The following is a 17333-nucleotide window of genomic DNA, read 5'->3' on the forward strand; positions in this document are numbered from 1 at the left end:
GCTCTGCGGGCTACTGCTCCACGGCCTTCTCCAGAGCCGCTTCGAGGTCCCCCCACGCCTCCAGCACCACGGGCTCGCCGTCGATGAAGAAGCTGGGGGTGCTGCGCACTCCGAGCCGCTCGCCGTCGCTCCTGTCGGCCTGCACGCGATCGAGCGTCGCCGGGTCGGTGATCGCCGCATCGTATGCGGCCATGTCGAGTCCGAGCTCGGCCGCGATTCCCCGGAACACCTCGGGCGTCTCCTCGGACTTCTCGCCCCACTGGGCCTGCGTCTCGAAGAGGCGGTGGTACATGTCCTCGAAGCGGTCCTGCTGCGCCGCGGCTTCGGCGGCGAGAGCGGCCTGCGTCGAGTTGATGTGACCGGGCAGAGGGAAGTACCGCACGACGTAGGTGATCTCGCCCGAATACTTCTCGCGCAGGTCTTCGACGATCGGATAGAACGCTCCGCATGCTTCGCATTCGAAGTCGAGGAACTCGACGACGGTGACGGCGTCCGGTCCTCCGTCGTCGAGGACGTGCGAGTCGGTGCGCACTGTCTGCCGCTTCTCACCCTCGGGCGACAGGGGTTCTGCGGGGCGCTGCGACAGGGCGTAGGCGACGCCGACGATCGCGAGGACGATCGCGGCGGCGACGGTGATCAGGGCCACCTTGACAGGGGTCTTCATGGGGTTCTCCAACGGTTCGGATCAGGCAGGGTGAGTGAGCCGCGACGAGCGCGGCCGGGGTCGCCGACGAGCGGCGTGCCTGATTCAGGTGCGGGAGACCGAGAGCTGAGCGAGGGTGAGTGCGGGGACGTGCAGACGAGGACCGGCGCGGCTCGAAGCCGAGGCGCGCACCGCCGCAGCGCGACCGATCAGCGGCGCGCCTCTGACGGAGCGCAACGAGAGGAGCACGAGGAGGACGCAGCAGAGCGCCGCGACCATGACGATCCCGGCGTCGTCCGACGGAGCGGACTCGACCATGCTCGTCTCGTCGTGGTGCGCCGTGACCGACGCGACGCTCGCGCCCGGAGCGAGGCACAGCGTCGTGTGCGCATCCGCCCTGCCGTGCGACGCCGACCACGCGCCGATGACGAGCAGCAGGGCGAGGCCGAGGGCGAGACCGACCCGGAGGATCAGCATCCGCTCGACGCCCTGGTGACGCAGCGGCATCGACGGGGCAGGCATGGTCCGCGCAGTCTAACAATCGGGCATCGGCGCCCGCGCTGAGCGCCCAGGCAGATCCACGCGTCACAGACCCGCCTACACTGGAGGGGTGGCGAGACTGTTGATCGTTGGCGGCTTCCTGGCCGCCATATTCTGGGTGTACAGCATCGTCGACTGCGCAGTGCAGCCGCCGACGCGACACCGGGGCGTGCCCAAGGCCGCCTGGATCGCCATCGTCATCCTCATCCCGGTCATCGGGGGCATCCTCTGGTTCACGATCGGCCGACGCCGCGCGAACGACAACGGCGGAGCGATCACGATCATCGCGCCCGACGACGACCCCCAGTTCCTCCGCAGTATCAGCAAGAGCGAGCAGGATGCGCGCATCCGCCGTCTCGAGGAGGAGCTCGCTCGTCTCGAGGACGAGACCGACGACGGAGCCGCACCGGACGGTACGGCGCCGGACGCGCGTCCGTGACGTCATCGCCCGCGACGGATGCTGCGGCATCCCTGATCGCCGACCTGATCGGCCACGGCGTGCGCGATCTCGTGCTCTCGCCGGGGTCTCGATCTCAGGCGCTCGCGCTCGCCGCGGTGCATGCCGCGAATCAGGGGCAGCTGCTTCTGCACGTGCGCATCGACGAGAGGGTCGCAGGATTCACCGCGCTCGGTCTCTCGCGTGAGACAGGTGTGCCCGCGGCGGTGCTCTGCACTTCGGGGACCGCTGCCGCCAACCTCCTTCCCGCAGCGATGGAGGCCTTCCACTCGGGGGTGCCGCTGCTGCTGCTGACGGCCGATCGGCCGCCCGAGCTGCGCGGAGTGGGAGCCAATCAGGCCACCATCCAGCCGGGCATGTTCGCCTCCTGGGTGCGCGAGCAGATCGATGCCCCCGTGCCGGGCGACGGTGACTGGGCGGGTCTCGCGATGCGCGCCGTCGCCGCGGCGATGGGCGCGGATGCCACCCACGGTCTGGCCGGTGTCGCCGGCCCCGTGCACCTGAACCTGCCGTCGCGCGAGCCGCTGTCGGGCGACGTGCCGACCGTCGACATCGTGCCGGGCGACGTGCCCAGACCGGTGGCGGCAGAACCGCTCCTGCTCGAGCGGGGGCCGCGCACGGTCGTCATCGCCGGCGCCGACGCGGGACCGGATGCCGAAGAGATCGCGCACGCCGGATCCTGGCCGTTGATCGCCGAAATCGTCAGCGGTGCGCGCTTCGGCCGCCAGGTCGTGCACGGCTATCGCGCGCTGCTGCGCGACGACGAGCTGGGCGGTCGCATCGAGCGCGCCGTCGTGCTCGGGCACCCGACCCTCAGTCGTGAGGTGGCTCGCCTGCTGTCGCGGCCGGATGTCGACGTGATCGCCGTCCGACGTGGCGGCGAGGCTCTCGATCTCAACGGCCGCACGACGGCCGCGGCGTCCGTGTCGGTCGCACCCGGCGTCGCCGACCGCGGGTGGCTCGGTGCGTGGCTCACGGCATCCGCGGCTCACGCCGTCGATCTCAGCGAGCGGGCGCCCGACCAGGACGGTCTCACGTCGACCGATCCGTCGGCGCGGCGCGACGCGGTGAAGGCCGAGCTGGCGGCGGTGCGCCGGCCGCTCGACCGTGAGCTGCTCGCCGACGCCGTCTGGCGGGCGACCTGGCCGCACGATCGACTCGTCTTCGGCTCGTCGCGGCTCGTGCGGGTGGCCGATGCGGTGCTCAGTGGCAAGAAGGTCCCGGTGCACGCCAACCGCGGGCTCGCGGGGATCGACGGCACGATCGCCACCGCCACGGGCATCGCGCTCGCCAGTCAGGCCGGGGAGCGCCCGGGGTCACCCGCGTGCTGCTCGGCGATCTGACTTTCCTGCACGATGTCGGCGCCCTGCTGCTCCCGCCCGACGAGCACGAGCCTCGCATCCAGGTCATCGTGGGCAACGACGGCGGCGGCACGATCTTCGACGGCCTCGAGGTCGCGGGCACGGCGGATCGGGCCGATCTCGATCGCGCGTTCTACACGCCCCATGCCGTGCGGCTCGAGCAGCTGGCACTCGCCTACGGATGGGAGTACCAGCGCGTGACGACCCGCACGGCACTCGACCAGGCCCTCACCACCCCGGCCGGTGGCCGTCAGCTGATCGAAATCCCGCTGTCCCGCTGAGGATCTTCGCCTCCGCTGCGGATGCGCAGTGGCAGGATGAACGCATGACAGCGCATGAGTGGGCCAAGGCCCTCCAGGTCGGCGACGGATTCCGCCTCTCCGACCTCGATCCGCAGAGCACACCCGGCTACAGCGGCGCGAAAGCCGACGGCAAGCGCGATCTCGAGGCGGGCCTCGACGAGCTCAATCAGCTGCAGGAGCGGCTCTTCGCCGAGAGCCGCGTCGGCGTGGCGAAGGACTCGGTGCTGCTGATCCTGCAGGCGATGGACTCCGCGGGCAAGGGAGGCATCGTGCGCCACGTGGTCGGCGGGGTCGATCCGCAGGGCGTCGCACTCACGGCGTTCAAGGCGCCGACCGACGAAGAGCTCGAGCACGACTTCCTGTGGCGTGTGTCCAGGCGCCTCCCGGAGCCCGGGTTCATCGGCGTCTTCGACCGCTCGCACTACGAGGACGTGCTGATCGGTCGGGTGCGTTCGCTGGCCCCGGCGGACGAGATCGAGCGCCGGTACGACGCGATCAACGAGTTCGAGGCCGCGGTCGCCGCATCGGGCACGCGCATCGTCAAGGTCATGCTGCACATCTCGCCCGACGAGCAGAAGTCGAGACTGATGGAGCGGCTCGAGCGACCCGACAAGCACTGGAAGTACAACCCGGGCGATGTCGACGAGCGACTGCTGTGGGACGACTACATGGCGGCGTATCAGATCATGTTCGAGCGCACCTCGACCGAGGCGGCTCCGTGGCATGTGATCCCGGCGAACCACAAGTGGTTCGCCCGCCTCGCCGTGCAGGAGCTGCTGCTCGACGCGCTGCAGCGCATCGATCCGCAGTGGCCGGCGGCCGACTTCGATGTCGAAGCCGAGAAGGAGCGCCTCGCAGCGAGCTGACTGCGGGCGGTCCGGCGCGGGTCAGGCGAGCGCGTCGACCAGCGGACGGAACTTGACCCGGGTCTCGAGCAGCTCGGACTCGGGGTCGGAGCCTGCGACGATGCCTGCGCCCGCGTAGGCGGTGACGGCGATGTCGGTCTCGGCGGGGGTGAACTGCGCGCAGCGCAGCGCGATCGCCCACTCGCCGTTGCCGGCCGCGTCGACCCATCCCACCGGACCGGCGTACCGCCCGCGGTCGAACGGCTCGAGCTCGCGGATCGCCGCGATCGCCGCAGACGTCGGGGTGCCGGCCACGGCGGCGGTCGGATGCAGGGCGCCGACCAGGTCGAGTGACGAGCCGCCATCGGCCAGCTCGCCCTCGACGTCGGTCGCCAGGTGGAAGAGGTTCGGCAGCTTGAGCAGGAACGGCTGCTCGCTCGCCGCCAGCGCGCGGGTGTGCGGACGCAGCGAGGCCAGCACGCTCTGCACCGCGTACTCGTGCTCGTCGAGGTCCTTGGTGCTCGAGGCCAGGTGGCTGGATGCGACGGTGTCGGCATCCGCGTCGGCTCCGCGTCCGATCGTTCCGGCGAGCACGCGGGCGGTGACGGTGCGCTGCTGCACGGTGACGAGGGTCTCGGGACTCGCGCCGATCAGCCCGTCGACCGCGAACGCCCACGTGTCGGGGTATCCGGTCGACAGCGCGCGCACGAGTCGACGGAGGTCGGAACCGACCGGGATGCTGCCGGTGAGGTCGCGTGCGAGTACGACCTTGCTGAGCTCGCCGGCGGCGATGCGTTCGAGTGCCTGCCGCACCGAGTCCTGATAGCCCTGCGGGCTCTGGGCACCGGGGCCGACGGTGCCGGCCCAGTGCGGGCCGTAGGCGATCGTCGCCGCCTCAGGCCGCGGCTCGGTTGCGGGTGCCGACGCCGACGCCGAGGACGAGCGGATGCGGGTGAGCCAGGTGCGCCCGTGGTGTCGACCGATCACGAGCGCCGGCACGACGAGGATGCTGTCGGCGGCGGAGTCCTCGTCGAAGGTCAGCGCACCGAAGGCGACCAGTCCGGAGCCGGGGAGACCGAGCTCGTCATCGATCTCGGCATCCTGCGCGAGCTCTCGCCATGCCCGAGCGATCGCAGCGGATCGCAGGGCCGCTGCGCCGGCGGGGATGCGGACCGTCTCGACGATGGCGTCGCCGACGGCGACGATGCCGTCGCCGCGGCGCAGCCAGGCGAGAGGCCGCGACGGGTCGGCGTAGGCCAGGAGATCCTCGACCGGATCGATCTCACGGGTCTCCACGACCAGCCTGCTGCTCACCCCTCCAGCCTAGTTCGTCACCCGTCGACCGGGATGTGACAGGCCACGCCTACGCTGAGTGCATGAGCGACGTCCGCCCCGCACCCGGCACCGAGATGATCTTCCAGTGGCGCAAGTGGGACGGGTCTCCGCACTGGCGTCATGAGTGCGTGTACCTCGGCGCCGACGAGTGGGGCGACTGGCTCGGCCAGCCCGTCGGCTGGTCGAGCGCTCGACCGGGCGCGGGCTACATCGCCGAGGCCCCCAATGTCACGCTCGTGCCGAGGCGGTCCGACTTCGCCCTGACCGTGAACCGTGACCACCCGAAGGGCATGCGGATCTACATCGACATCGGATGGGAGGTGCGCTGGTCGGACGACCCGCTCCTCGCCGTCGGCATCGACATGGACCTCGACGTCGTGCGGGTCGAGGGTCCGCGCGGCACATGGGTCGACGACCGCGACGAGTGGGCCGAGCACAGCGTGAGCTACGGATACCCCGCCGAGATCATGGCCGGACTCGAGGCTCTGGCCCTCGATCTCGAGCGGCGGGTGCGAGATCGCCTCGCCCCTTTCGACGATGCCACGCCGGATCTCTGGCTCGACCGCCTCGACGCGCTGCACCTCGCGCCTAGACTGGGCGTGTGACCTCGAACGAAGCCAACCGCGCCGATCTCGGCAAGGACCCCGCCCGCGTCAGCGGCATGTTCGACCAGGTCGCCGCGGGCTACGACCGGACGAATACGGCGATGACGGTCGGCAACGACGCGCTCTGGCGCGCGGCCACGACGAGGGCCGTCGCCCCGAAGCCGGGGGAGAAGATCCTCGACCTCGGTGCGGGCACCGCGTCCTCGTCGGCATCCCTCGCCCGCAGCGGTGCGCAGGTCGTCGCCGCCGACTTCTCGCCGGGCATGCTCGCCGAGGGGCAGCGCCGCCACGGCAGCATCCGCAATCTCTCGTTCGTGCAGGCGGATGCCACCGATCTGCCGTTCGACGACGGCGAGTTCGACGCCGTCACCATGTCGTACGCGCTGCGCAACGTCAACGACCCGAAGAAGGCGCTGCGTGAGCTGCTGCGCGTCACGAAGCCGGGCGGTCGTCTGGTGATCAACGAGTTCTCGACCCCGCCGGGCTCGGTCTTCCGCGCCGCGTACCGCTTCTACAACTCGCAGGTGCTTCCTCGGGTGGCTCGCGTCGCCGGCACCAACGGCGACGCCTACGACTACCTGAACGAGTCGATCCGTGACTGGCCCGACCAGAAGAAGCTCGCCGCGTGGATCCGCGAGGCCGGGTGGACCGAGGTCGAATACCGCAACCTCTCGTTCGGTATCGTCGCGCTGCACCGGGCGTTCAAGCCCGCGTGAATGCGACGCGCGTACCCGCCCAGCTGACGACGGTAGGCTGAGACCGTGACTTCGAGCCGCGTAGCCCCGGGTTCGCGACTGGCGAGCCGTCTCGGTTTCAGCGACCGTGTCTTCATCGGCACCGCCGGTCGACGCATCGCGCAGGCGATCGAAGACGGGCTCGAGCTCGTCGAGACCGGTCTTGCCGACGACGTGCGTGTGGCCGATCCGCTCGCCGATGCCGCCAGCCGCTATCTGTACGAGGCGGGGGGCAAGCGCATCCGCCCCGTGCTGACGCTGCTCGCGGCCCAGCTCGGCGACGGCAACACCGATCAGGTGATCGATGTCGCGAAGGCGCTCGAGATCACCCATCTCGGCTCGCTGTATCACGACGACGTCATGGACGGTGCGGATCGCCGTCGCGGAGTGCCCGCGGCGCAGACCGTGTGGGGCAACAACATCGCGATCCTGACCGGCGACATCCTCTTCTCCCGTGCGAGCCAGCTGATGTCGCGTCTGGGTGAGCGGGCCATCCGGCTGCAGGCCGACACCTTCGAGCGCCTCGTCCTCGGACAGATGCACGAGACGATCGGCGCTCAGCCCGACGATGATCCCATCGAGTTCTACCTCCAGGTGCTGGCCGACAAGACCGGCTCTCTCATCGCCGCGGCGACGCAGGGCGGCGTGATCTTCTCCAACGCACCGTCGGAGTACGAAGAGCCGCTGCGCGTGTACGGCGAGAAGATCGGCGTCGCCTTCCAGCTGCTCGACGACGTGATCGACCTGTCGGCGAAGCCCGAGGACACCGGCAAGGTGCCGGGCACCGACCTGCGGGCCGGGGTTCCGACGATGCCGTACCTGCTGCTGAAGGCCGAGGCCGATGATGCCTCGATCGGTCTCGCCGCGCGCATCGACGACGGGGTGGCGCGCATCGCCGAAGGGGCCGACCCCGCGATCCTCGACGGACCGCTGACCGAGCTCCGCGACCACGTCGGAACGCAGAAGACCCTCGCGCTCGCGCACTCCTGGACTCAGGATGCGATCGACGCGCTCGCCCCGCTCCCGCGTGGCACCGTGCGCGAAGCGCTCACTCGTTTCGCAGAGACCCTCGTCGAACGCTCCAGCTGATCGCATCGCGGCCCTCGGCCGCGTGCGCCGGGCGTGACGGCATACGAAAGGACCCCTTATGACCAAGCTCAGACTGGCCATCGTCGGAGCGGGCCCCGCCGGCATCTACGCAGCAGACATCCTGCTGAAGGCCGAGCGCAAGTTCGACGTCTCCATCGATCTCTTCGAGCAGCTCCCCGCCCCCTACGGCCTGGTCCGCTACGGCGTCGCCCCCGACCACCCGCGCATCAAGGGCATCGTCAACGCGCTGCGCGATGTGCTCGACCGCGGTGACATCCGTCTGTTCGGCAACGTCCGGTTCGGCGAGGACATCACCCTCGACGACCTGAAGAAGCACTACAACGCGGTCATCTTCGCCACCGGCGCGATCCGCGACACGACGCTCGACATCCCCGGCATCGACGCGGTCGGCGCCTACGGGGCAGCAGACTACGTGAGCTGGTTCGACGGCCACCCCGATGTGCCGCGCGAGTGGCCGCTCGACGCCGCATCCGTCGGTGTGCTGGGCAACGGCAACGTCGCTCTCGACGTCGCCCGCATGCTGGCGAAGCACGCCGAAGACCTGCTCGTCACCGAGGTGCCGGAGAACGTCTACGAGGGTCTCCAGGCGAGCGCCGTCACCGATGTGCACGTATTCGGACGCCGCGGACCCGCTCAGGTCAAGTTCACCCCGCTCGAGCTGCGTGAGCTCGGCGAGCTGCGTGACGTCGACATGGTCGTCTACGACGAGGACTTCGACTACGACGAGGCGTCGAAAGACGCGGTGGCCAGCAACAAGCAGGTCATGGTGATCGACCGCATCCTGCAGTCGTGGCGCAAGCGCGACTCGGTCAACAATGCGGGAGGCACGGCATCGCGTCGTCTGCACCTGCACTTCTGGGCCCGCCCGGTCGAGGTCCGCAAGGACGACGCCGGTCGCGTCGCGGCCCTCGTCTACGAGCGCACGAAGCCCGACGGACAGGGCGGAGCCGTGGGCACGGGCGAGATGCGCGAGGTTCCGCTGCAGGCGCTCTACCGCGCCATCGGCTACTTCGGCTCGCCGCTTCCGGGCGTTCCGTTCGACAAGAAGCACGGCGTCATCCCCAACCGCGAGGGCCAGGTGCTCGCCAAGGACTCGAACCAGCAGATGCCCGGCATCTACGCGACAGGGTGGATCAAGCGCGGGCCGGTGGGCCTGATCGGCCACACCAAGTCGGATGCCATGGAGACCGTGCGGCACATCATCAACGACCAGGGCTCGTGGTGGCACCCGGAGGACCCGTCTGAAGAGGCGATCCCCGCCCTGCTGCTCGAGCGCGGTGTGAAGTGGACCGACCTCGAAGGCTGGCACCGGCTCGACGAGCATGAGGTCGCTCTCGGTGCGCCGCACGAGCGCGCGCGCGTCAAGGTCGTGCCGCGTGACGAGATGGTGCGCGTCTCCCGCGGAGAGTGACCGACACCGGATCGTTGCCGGCACCCGGTGCGCCTGCGGGGCGGCATCCGTAGGGTGAAGGGATGCGACTGCGATCCCTGATCGTCCTCGGCACAGCCGCTCTGCTGCTGGTGTCAGGGTGCACTGCCGAGCCGGCCGCCGAGCCGAAGCCATCAGGGTCGCCGTCTGCGACGGCGTCGTCGACCGGCACACCGTCCCCGACGCCGGCGTCCATCGTCGAACCGGCGGCGGCGTTCGATGTGACGTGCGACGACGTCGCCGCCACTATGGCCGAACTCGTGGGGGAGCCGTCGACGCCGGTCGCACCGGCGCTGTCGCTCGTGTCTGCGATGGGCTGGCTGCCAGGCCCCGGGCAGTACATGTTCCAGCGCGCAGGGGGAATCGCGTGCTCCGCGGGCGACACGGAGCGCAGCTGGGAAGTCACGATCGTGCCGGATGCTCGGGCTGTGATCGCCGGCGCGACCGAGCGTCAGGGCTTCTGGGGTGAGCAGGCGAGTTGCGAGGACGGGCGCTGCGGCTTCGAGCTTCCCGACGGAGACGTGCTGCTGTCGGCCACCGTCGTCGACCCCGATCTCGGAGCGGATGACACCGCTCCGATCGAAGAGGCGCTGCGTCGGATCGCCGCCTCGGCGGCTGCGAGCCTGCGCGACGTCGACTACGTCGAGAGCGACATCGTCGGTGCGCCGTGCGAGCGCTTCATCACACCGGAGCAGGTGAATGCCGAATTCGGAGTGACGGATGCCGCGCTCTTCTCGGACTTCGGCGGCTGGGGCATCCCAGCGGAGGTGTACGAGGTCGTCAACGGATCGCGCATCTGCTATTTCAAGTCGGCCGGGAGTGAGTACGAAGGATCCAGCTATCTGATGCTCACGACACTTCCCGCCGGGGCATGGGCGTTCGAGAAGATCGACGGTGAACCCGTCGAACTCGAGGGAGCCGATGCCGCCACGGCGAGCACGGGTGCGAACGGCGAGAAGATCGTCGACGTGCGAGTCGGTCCGGACTGGATCCGGCTGGTGACCTTCGACAACGGAGCCGGGGCCGCTGATCCGGCACCGCTCGCGCAGCAGGTCGTGCGCAGCCTCACGGTCGGACACACCGCTCCCCAGTAGTCGACACCGTTTCGATAGCCTGGCGGCATGCCTGAGTGGATACCGGACGTCCTCGGCGACGAGTTCGAGCAGCTCACGCTCGAGCTCGGCGAGGACGATGAGGGACCGCTCGTCGCCACGCTCGTGCGTGCGGTGCCGCGGGACCGGCCCTGGTGGGACCGGCTGCGCGGGCAGAGCCTCCCGCTGGACGATGTCGACGTGCTCTATGTGCACGGCTGGTCGGATTACTTCTTCCAGAAGCGGCTCGCTCGATTCTGGACGTCTCGCGGGGCGCGCTTCTTCGCGCTCGACCTGCGCAAGTACGGCCGGAGTCTGCGCGATGGGCAGACTCCCGGCTACATCACCGACCTCGTCGCGTACGACGAGGACATCGCCGCGGCTCTGTCCGCGATGGGGCACGGGACTGGAGCCGCGGCATCCCCCCGGCGGCTCGTGCTGCTCGGCCATTCGACCGGCGGACTCACCCTGAGCCTGTGGGCGTCGCGGCACCCCGAGACAGCGGATGCCGTGATCCTGAACAGCCCCTGGCTCGAGTTCCAGGTCGCTTCCGCCCGCCCGCTCATCGCTCCGGTCGCCGAGCTGCAGGCCAGGTGGGCCCCTCGGGAGGTCGCGCCGCAGGTCGATCTCGGCTTCTACACCCGCGCGCAGCAGGAGGTCGCCGACCCCGACGATCCGGTCGAGGTGAACCTCCTCTGGCGTCCGGCGCAGACGATGGCCGTCCACGCGGGGTGGTTCCACGCGATACTCACCGGACACGCCAAGGTCGCGGCGGGGCTGACGATCGACGCGCCCGTGTGCGTGCTGCTGTCCGCGCGCTCAGCGACGCCCACGCGATGGTCGGAGGACCTCACCCGAGCAGACTCGGTCTTGGTCGTCGACGACATCGCGCGGGCGTCGCTGAAGCTCGGTCCGTCTGTCACTGTCGAGCGCATCGACGGAGCCCTGCACGACGTCTTCCTCTCGCGGCATGGGGCCAGAGAGGAAGCGTATCGCCGCCTCGACCGATGGGTCAGAGGCTGGACGGCCGCGCGCCGACAGTGATCAGGCGCAGTGTCCGACCCAGTGGTCAGACGTAGTGCATCAGACGTGCCTGCTGCTCGGCCTCGTCGGCATCGCCGCGCAGCACCGCGTCGTGGAAGTCCCGGTAGACCTGGAGCATGCGCTCGCGGTCGTTCTCGGGCACGCTCCAGCCGCGGAGATTGCGGAAGAGAGCCATGCTCGCGTCGTTGATCAGCACCTGGTGCTGCGCGTTACGACTGCGCGCGCTGAGGAACGAGAACACCGCCCACCGTGTGTTGGAGATGTGCACATCGTCATCGAGCGCCGTGTACATCTCCTCGACCAGTGCGGCGAGACTCTCGCGGTCCTGCTGGCTCATCCGCGCGACGCCCATCCGCGCGGCCATCCCCGCCTGATACCCCGCGAACTCGAGCGTCTGCTCGACGGTCTCTGCCGTGACGGTGGTGACCTCGGTGTATCTGCTCGGGTACATCGTCACGAGCCCGAGACGCTCGAGACGCTGTAACGCCTCTCGCACCGGAGTCCGTGACACATGCAGTTCTTCGGCGACGTCGACATCGCGGATGCGATACCCCGGCTCCAGCACACCGTCGACGATCTGCGCGCCGATGTGCTGAAACACCTCCTCCGCCAAGAGCTGCTTGCTTTCTCGAATACTCGTCATCGAGTTGTTGGTGTTCATGGACTGCCCCCAGTTGCTTTCCAGATCCGGGCTCCCCATGATGTGCCCGGACGGCCACTACATCACGAAGTGGATCGCGATGCCAATAATCCACAGACGAGTTTTCCGACGATCACGCAGGCGCTTGTCGTCGGCGCGTCGTCGCAGGATTGAGTACGGGTGATTTTCTGTGGTCGGCGAGTGTTGGGACACTCGCCGACCACAGACGATGGCGTGCACGGAGCTGAACTGCGCCCAGTCCCCACAAGGCGGGAACCGCGATCCGCGAAGCGCGGAACCGTGGTTCGGCAGCGCGTCATGCATCGCCGCATCGTCTGTCGCGTCGGGACGCGACTGCATCCAGTCTCGGTCACTCCGACCCATATATCGGAATGGGATCCGAGGGCACAGAAAAGGGGACGGATGCGGCGGCATCCGTCCCCTGCGTTGTGGGATCAGCGGTAGTTGATGAACTGCAGGTCGAGATCGAGATCCGCGCCCTTGAGCAGCGCGATCACCGACTGGAGGTCGTCACGGCTCTTCGACTGCACGCGCAGCTCGTCGCCCTGGATCTGGCTCTTCACGCCCTTCGGACCCTCGTCGCGGATGAGCTTGTTGATCTTCTTCGCGTTCTCCGAGGAGATGCCGTCCTTGAGGGTCGAGACGATGCGGAACTCCTTGCCGCTGGCGAAGGGTTCGCCCGACTCGAGGCTCTTGAGCGAGATGCCGCGCTTGATGAGCTTCGACTGGAAGACGTCGAGAACGGCCTTCGCGCGCTCCTCGGTGCCGGCGATGATCAGGATCTGCTCGCCGCTCCAGGCGATGGAGGCGCCCGTGCCCTTGAAGTCGTAGCGCTGCTCGATCTCCTTGCGCGCCTGGTTCAGGGCGTTCTCGGCCTCCTGGTGATCCACTTTCGAGACGATGTCAAAGGAACTGTCAGCCATACGCAAAGTGTATCGACACCGCCGTTTTCACGCTCGCTTGGAAGCGCTTCCATCGACTCTCACGCACCAATCCGCGGTTACAGCTTGATATCGAAGGGCTTTTGCATTGCGATTCCCGTCGTTCTCGATGCATACTGTAAGCGCTTGCAGTCCTTGCAGGCCACCAGTACTCAGAGAGGCACACACCAATGAAGGTGAACAAGAGGGGCATCGTCGCCGCCGGCGTCATCGCGATCGTTTCGACTCTTTCCCTGGCCGGTTGCTCGACCGCGACCGACGGCGGCGACGCATCCGAGGGTGAGAACGGCGGCACGCTGACCGTCTGGGTCGACGCCGAGCGCGTCGACGCGCTGCAGAGCGCCGCCGACTCCTACGAGGAGAAGACCGGAGTCAAGGTCGAGCTCGTCGGCAAGTCCGTCGACGACATGAAGGACGACTTCATCCAGCAGGTGCCGACCGGCAAGGGCCCCGATGTGGTCATGGGCGCGCACGACTGGCTCGGAGAGCTCTCGACCAACGGCGTGGTCGCCCCGCTCGAGCTCGGCGACTCGTCGGCCGACTACCTGCCCGTCGCCCTTCAGGCGGCGACCTACGACGGAACCGTCTACATGCTTCCCTACGCGGTCGAGAACATCGCCGTGCTGCGCAACGCCGACATGGTGCCCGCCGCCGCGACGAGCTTCGACGACATGGTCTCGAAGGGCGCGTTCGTCGTCGAGCAGGGCACCGAGGGCAACCCGTACCACCTGTACCCGTTCCAGACGGCGTTCGGCGCTCCGGTCTTCGGCACCGACGACTCCGGCAGCTACGACTCGGCAGATCTGCAGCTCGGCAGCGAGGGCGGAACGGCCTTCGCCGACTGGCTCGCCGCTCAGGGCGCCGCAGGCACGCTGAACACCGACGTCGACGGCGAGATCGCCAAGCAGCAGTTCCTCGACGGCACCGCGTCCTTCTGGCTGACCGGCCCGTGGAACGTCGGCGCCGCAGTCGACGCCGGCATCAACGTCGCGATCGACCCGATCCCCAGCCCCACGGGTGAGACCGCGTCGCCGTTCGCCGGCGTCAAGGGCTTCTTCGTGAGCTCCGAGTCGAAGAACAAGGTCGCCGCGAACGACTTCCTCGTGAACTACATCGGCACCGAAGAGGTGCAGCTCGAGCTGTTCGAGGCCGGCAACATCCTCCCCGCGCTGACGGCCGCCGCCGATTCCGCCGCCTCCGACCCGATCATCGCCGGCTTCCAGGCCGTCGGTGCGGATGCCGTCCCGATGCCCGCGATCCCCGCGATGGGATCGGTCTGGGAGTTCTGGGGCGTGGCCGAGGCCGCGATCATCAACGGCTCCGACCCGGCGTCGACGTGGCAGAAGCTCGTCGACGACGTCACCGCAGCGATCAAGTAAGACACCCAGCACCATCCCTGCCGGGGCGGACCTCGTCCGCCCCGGCAGCTCGACGACGGGGACGAGATGACAGACACCGCCGAGCCCACGGCTCCACTCACCAAGCGCCAGCGCCAGGCCGCCGGCATCGCCGAGGCCGCATCCGGGCCGATCGGCTGGATGCTCTTGAAGATCCTGCTGCTGGCGATCGTCGACGCCATCGCGCTGTATGCGGCGTTCGTCCTCTTCGGGCAGCAGGAGTGGCTGGTGCTCGGCCTGGTCGTGGCCGTCACCGCGCTCGTCAACTACATCTACTTCTCGCGCAAGCGCATCCCCGCGAAGTACCTCACGCCCGGCATCATCTTCCTGATCATCTTCCAGGTGTTCACGCTGCTGTACACCGGGTACATCGGCTTCACCAACTACGGCACCGGCCACAACGGCACGAAGGACCAGGCGATCTCGTCGCTCCTCGCCTCCGCCCAGGAACGCGTCGAGGACTCCCCGACGTACCCGGTCACGGTCGTCGAGCAGTTCGGCACCTACGGCCTGCTGGTGACCGATCCCGACTCCGGCGACGCGCTGCTCGGCACGGCCGAGCAGCCCCTGGAGGAGGTCGACGCCGAGTTCGACGGCGACCAGGCTGTGGCCGTCGACGGCTGGACCACGCTGCCCCTCGCGAAGGTGTTCACGCTCTCGGAAGAGCTGGAGAAGCTCTCGGTGCCGTTCAGCGACGACCCCAACGACGGCAGCCTGCGTGCGCCCGACGGCCAGAAGTGCTACCTGTACGTCTCGACGCTCGAGTACGACGCGGATGCCGACACCATCACCGACACCACGACCGGCGCGGTGTACTCCGACACGGGGGAGGGCTCGTTCATCGCCGAGGACGGCACCGAGCTGCTTCCCGGCTGGCAGACCACCGTCGGGTTCGACAACTTCGTGCGCGCGGTGACCGACGACTCGATCCGCGGCCCGCTCATCTCGGTGACGATCTGGACTTTCGTCTTCGCGGTGCTCTCCGTGGCGACGACGTTATTCCTCGGCCTGCTCCTCGCGCTGGTGTTCAACAACACGCGGATGCGCTTCCGCAACGGGTACCGGATCATCCTGATCCTCCCGTACGCGTTCCCGGCCTTCCTCTCCGCGCTCGTCTGGGCCGGGATGATGAACGAGAGCTTCGGCTTCATCAACCAGGTGATCTTCGGGGGAGCGGACATCCCCTGGCTCACCGATCCGAACCTCGCGAAGGTCTCGGTGCTGCTGGTGAACCTCTGGCTCGGCTTCCCCTACATGTTCCTCGTCTGCATGGGCGCCCTCCAGGGCATCCCCGAAGACGTCAACGAGGCCGCGGTGATGGACGGCGCCAACCCGTGGCAGGTCTTCCGGCGCATCAAGCTTCCGCTGCTGCTCGTCACGGTGGCGCCGCTGCTGATCTCGTCGTTCGCGTTCAACTTCAACAACTTCAACCTGATCTACATGCTGACCAAGGGCGGGCCGCGGTTCGACGATGTCAGCATCCCGGTCGGGCACACCGACATCCTGATCTCGATGGTCTACAAGGTGGCTTTCACGGGGCAGTCCCGCGACTACGGCCTCGCCTCCGCGTTCACGATCCTGATCTTCATCGTGGTCGCGACGATCTCGATCATCAGCTTCCGCAAGACCAAGGCCCTCGAGGAGCTGAACTGACATGAGCACCACGGACATCGGCACCGCCGCCCGCACCGTCGCCGTCGAACAGAACCTCGCGCCGCGTCGCCGCAGCTTCGGCGCATGGTTCGCCGACACCGGATGGCGCCATGTGGTCGCCATCGTCGTCAGCGCCTTCGCGCTGTTCCCGCTGCTGTACGTCGTCTCGGCCTCGCTCAATCCGAGAGGAACACTGACCGGATCGAACCAGCTGTTCTCGGCGTTCGGCTTCGACAGCTACGTGCGCATCCTGAGCGACCCGCAGAACCCCTACGGGCTGTGGTTCCTGAACACGCTCGTCATCGCCGTGGTCACGGGAGCCGTGACGGTGTTCATCGGCGCCCTCGCGGCATACGCCTTCTCGCGCATGCGCTTCGCGGGTCGCCGCATCGGCCTCGTCACGATCGTCGTCGTGCAGATGTTCCCGCAGCTCCTCGCCGTGGTCGCGATCTTCCTGCTGATGTCGACGCTGGGGGACTGGTTCCCCGCGATCGGACTGAACACGCACACGGGGTTGATCCTCGTCTACCTCGGCGGCGCGCTCGGGGTGAACACCTATTTGATGTACGGGTTCTTCAACACCCTGCCGATGGAGCTCGATGAAGCGGCGCGCATCGACGGCGCCGGACACGCGCGCATCTTCTTCACGATGATCCTGCCGCTGGTCGCGCCGATCCTCGCGGTCGTCGCGCTGCTGTCGTTCATCGGCACGGTGAACGAGTACGTGATCGCGAGCGTCATGCTCGTCGATGTCGAGCAGCAGACCCTGGTCGTCGGTCTCACCAAGCTCGTCGCCAACCCTCGATACGCGGACTGGTCGGCCTTCTCGGCCGGCGCGGTGATGGCCGCCATCCCGGTGATGATCCTGTTCCTGTTCCTGCAGCGGTACATCGTCGGCGGACTGACCGCGGGCGCCACGAAGGGCTGATCCGCCATCATGGTCGTCGCGTTCGCGGCGTTGCGATCACCCGCCGTGCGACGGCGGCCGTAGCGTGATGGCATGACGCGTGTGGCCGGGCGGAACGTGGCGATCAGCTGGGTCGCCGGAGTGCTGTGCGCGGGCGTGATCGGCGCTCTCGTCTGGTTCTCGATGCCGATCGTGCCGGTCGTCGCATCGTTCGTCGGCGACACCCTCCGTTCGACGCTTCCCTAGCGATCACGGGCTGCACGACACGTCGGCACGCC

General features: G+C 68.4%; 17 protein-coding genes and 1 pseudogene. 13 read left to right on the plus strand and 5 right to left on the minus strand.

Annotated features, from left to right (window positions below):
- Nucleotides 1-10: 10 nt before the first annotated feature.
- Nucleotides 11-664: a DsbA family protein gene (locus tag ACZZZQ_RS11935; RefSeq protein WP_056279680.1), complete on the minus strand. Its 654-nt coding sequence runs from the start codon at nt 662-664 to the stop codon at nt 11-13.
- 84 nt (nt 665-748) lie between these two features.
- Nucleotides 749-1165 carry a hypothetical protein gene (locus tag ACZZZQ_RS11940; RefSeq protein WP_463507641.1) on the minus strand — a complete coding sequence of 139 codons (417 nt, stop codon included), beginning with the start codon at nt 1163-1165 and terminating at the stop codon, nt 749-751.
- Between the two features lie 88 nt (nt 1166-1253).
- On the opposite strand from ACZZZQ_RS11940, the gene ACZZZQ_RS11945 reads away from it, so the two are divergent.
- From ACZZZQ_RS11945 to ACZZZQ_RS11955, 3 genes and pseudogenes are all read left to right on the plus strand, one after another.
- Complete coding sequence (locus ACZZZQ_RS11945) at nt 1254-1622, plus strand: PLD nuclease N-terminal domain-containing protein (RefSeq protein ID WP_053097541.1); 369 nt, start codon at nt 1254-1256, stop codon at nt 1620-1622.
- Nucleotides 1619-3282: pseudogene (gene menD, locus ACZZZQ_RS11950) on the plus strand (2-succinyl-5-enolpyruvyl-6-hydroxy-3-cyclohexene-1-carboxylic-acid synthase). Before ACZZZQ_RS11945 ends, menD begins: the two are co-directional and overlap by 4 nt.
- Nucleotides 3283-3326: 44 nt before the next feature.
- Complete coding sequence (locus ACZZZQ_RS11955; protein WP_463507642.1) at nt 3327-4169, plus strand: polyphosphate kinase 2 family protein; 843 nt, start codon at nt 3327-3329, stop codon at nt 4167-4169.
- A gap of 21 nt (nt 4170-4190) precedes the next feature.
- On the opposite strand, the gene ACZZZQ_RS11960 is transcribed toward ACZZZQ_RS11955, so the two are convergent.
- Nucleotides 4191-5462, minus strand: coding sequence for an isochorismate synthase (locus ACZZZQ_RS11960; protein ID WP_463507643.1), 1272 nt, complete (start codon nt 5460-5462; stop codon nt 4191-4193).
- 62 nt (nt 5463-5524) lie between these two features.
- On the opposite strand from ACZZZQ_RS11960, the gene ACZZZQ_RS11965 reads away from it, so the two are divergent.
- The 6 genes from ACZZZQ_RS11965 (at nt 5525) to ACZZZQ_RS11990 (ending at nt 11496) form a co-directional block, all read left to right on the plus strand.
- Nucleotides 5525-6088 (plus strand): hypothetical protein, encoded by a 564-nt coding sequence (locus ACZZZQ_RS11965; protein ID WP_056279688.1) that lies wholly within the window; start codon nt 5525-5527, stop codon nt 6086-6088.
- A 56-nt stretch (nt 6089-6144) separates the two neighbouring features.
- Complete coding sequence (locus ACZZZQ_RS11970; RefSeq protein WP_222839434.1) at nt 6145-6804, plus strand: ubiquinone/menaquinone biosynthesis methyltransferase; 660 nt, start codon at nt 6145-6147, stop codon at nt 6802-6804.
- Nucleotides 6805-6849: 45 nt separating this feature from the next.
- Entirely contained in the window at nt 6850-7911 is a 1062-nt protein-coding gene (locus ACZZZQ_RS11975) for a polyprenyl synthetase family protein (protein WP_053097535.1), read from the plus strand.
- A 58-nt stretch (nt 7912-7969) separates the two neighbouring features.
- On the plus strand, nt 7970-9343 hold the full coding sequence (locus ACZZZQ_RS11980) for an FAD-dependent oxidoreductase (protein WP_295104781.1): 1374 nt from the start codon (nt 7970-7972) through the stop codon (nt 9341-9343).
- Between the two features lie 62 nt (nt 9344-9405).
- Nucleotides 9406-10455, plus strand: a complete 1050-nt coding sequence (locus ACZZZQ_RS11985) for a hypothetical protein (RefSeq protein ID WP_463507644.1) — start codon at nt 9406-9408, stop codon at nt 10453-10455.
- A 27-nt stretch (nt 10456-10482) separates the two neighbouring features.
- On the plus strand, nt 10483-11496 hold the full coding sequence (locus ACZZZQ_RS11990) for an alpha/beta hydrolase (protein ID WP_053097532.1): 1014 nt from the start codon (nt 10483-10485) through the stop codon (nt 11494-11496).
- Between the two features lie 25 nt (nt 11497-11521).
- Here ACZZZQ_RS11990 and ACZZZQ_RS11995 read toward each other — a convergent pair whose 3' ends face one another.
- Together ACZZZQ_RS11995 and ACZZZQ_RS12000 are read right to left on the minus strand one after the other, a co-directional pair.
- The gene (locus tag ACZZZQ_RS11995) at nt 11522-12157 is read right to left on the minus strand and encodes a GntR family transcriptional regulator (protein WP_463507645.1); all 636 of its coding nucleotides are present in this window, start codon (nt 12155-12157) and stop codon (nt 11522-11524) included.
- Between the two features lie 434 nt (nt 12158-12591).
- Complete coding sequence (locus ACZZZQ_RS12000) at nt 12592-13080, minus strand: YajQ family cyclic di-GMP-binding protein (protein WP_053097515.1); 489 nt, start codon at nt 13078-13080, stop codon at nt 12592-12594.
- A 188-nt stretch (nt 13081-13268) separates the two neighbouring features.
- Here ACZZZQ_RS12000 and ACZZZQ_RS12005 point away from each other — a divergent pair, with 188 nt between their 5' ends.
- The 4 genes from ACZZZQ_RS12005 (at nt 13269) to ACZZZQ_RS12020 (ending at nt 17301) form a co-directional block, all read left to right on the plus strand.
- On the plus strand, nt 13269-14477 hold the full coding sequence (locus tag ACZZZQ_RS12005; RefSeq protein WP_053097514.1) for a sugar ABC transporter substrate-binding protein: 1209 nt from the start codon (nt 13269-13271) through the stop codon (nt 14475-14477).
- Nucleotides 14478-14543: 66 nt separating this feature from the next.
- Nucleotides 14544-16148: a maltose ABC transporter permease MalF gene (gene malF / locus ACZZZQ_RS12010; RefSeq protein ID WP_463507646.1), complete on the plus strand. Its 1605-nt coding sequence runs from the start codon at nt 14544-14546 to the stop codon at nt 16146-16148.
- Between the two features lies 1 nt (nt 16149).
- Complete coding sequence (locus tag ACZZZQ_RS12015) at nt 16150-17076, plus strand: sugar ABC transporter permease (RefSeq protein WP_400341725.1); 927 nt, start codon at nt 16150-16152, stop codon at nt 17074-17076.
- 72 nt (nt 17077-17148) lie between these two features.
- Nucleotides 17149-17301, plus strand: a complete 153-nt coding sequence (locus tag ACZZZQ_RS12020; protein WP_171821933.1) for a hypothetical protein — start codon at nt 17149-17151, stop codon at nt 17299-17301.
- Nucleotides 17302-17333: the final 32 nt, after the last annotated feature.

The organism is Microbacterium sp. AC132 (assembly GCF_979258525.1).

Excerpts from the sequence above, each read along its gene's own strand:
- ACZZZQ_RS11990 (WP_053097532.1), top strand. The coding sequence starts at position 10,483 with ATGCCTGAGTGGATACCGGACGTCCTCGGCGACGAGTTCGAGCAGCTC.
- ACZZZQ_RS11935 (WP_056279680.1), bottom strand. The coding sequence starts at position 664 with ATGAAGACCCCTGTCAAGGTGGCCCTGATCACCGTCGCCGCCGCGATC.
- ACZZZQ_RS12000 (WP_053097515.1), bottom strand. The coding sequence starts at position 13,080 with ATGGCTGACAGTTCCTTTGACATCGTCTCGAAAGTGGATCACCAGGAG.
- ACZZZQ_RS11955 (WP_463507642.1), top strand. The coding sequence starts at position 3,327 with ATGACAGCGCATGAGTGGGCCAAGGCCCTCCAGGTCGGCGACGGATTC.
- ACZZZQ_RS11940 (WP_463507641.1), bottom strand. The coding sequence starts at position 1,165 with ATGCCTGCCCCGTCGATGCCGCTGCGTCACCAGGGCGTCGAGCGGATG.
- ACZZZQ_RS11965 (WP_056279688.1), top strand. The coding sequence starts at position 5,525 with ATGAGCGACGTCCGCCCCGCACCCGGCACCGAGATGATCTTCCAGTGG.
- ACZZZQ_RS11970 (WP_222839434.1), top strand. The coding sequence starts at position 6,145 with ATGTTCGACCAGGTCGCCGCGGGCTACGACCGGACGAATACGGCGATG.
- ACZZZQ_RS12015 (WP_400341725.1), top strand. The coding sequence starts at position 16,150 with ATGAGCACCACGGACATCGGCACCGCCGCCCGCACCGTCGCCGTCGAA.
- ACZZZQ_RS11980 (WP_295104781.1), top strand. The coding sequence starts at position 7,970 with ATGACCAAGCTCAGACTGGCCATCGTCGGAGCGGGCCCCGCCGGCATC.
- ACZZZQ_RS11985 (WP_463507644.1), top strand. The coding sequence starts at position 9,406 with ATGCGACTGCGATCCCTGATCGTCCTCGGCACAGCCGCTCTGCTGCTG.
- ACZZZQ_RS12020 (WP_171821933.1), top strand. The coding sequence starts at position 17,149 with ATGACGCGTGTGGCCGGGCGGAACGTGGCGATCAGCTGGGTCGCCGGA.
- ACZZZQ_RS12005 (WP_053097514.1), top strand. The coding sequence starts at position 13,269 with ATGAAGGTGAACAAGAGGGGCATCGTCGCCGCCGGCGTCATCGCGATC.
- ACZZZQ_RS11995 (WP_463507645.1), bottom strand. The coding sequence starts at position 12,157 with ATGAACACCAACAACTCGATGACGAGTATTCGAGAAAGCAAGCAGCTC.
- malF (WP_463507646.1), top strand. The coding sequence starts at position 14,544 with ATGACAGACACCGCCGAGCCCACGGCTCCACTCACCAAGCGCCAGCGC.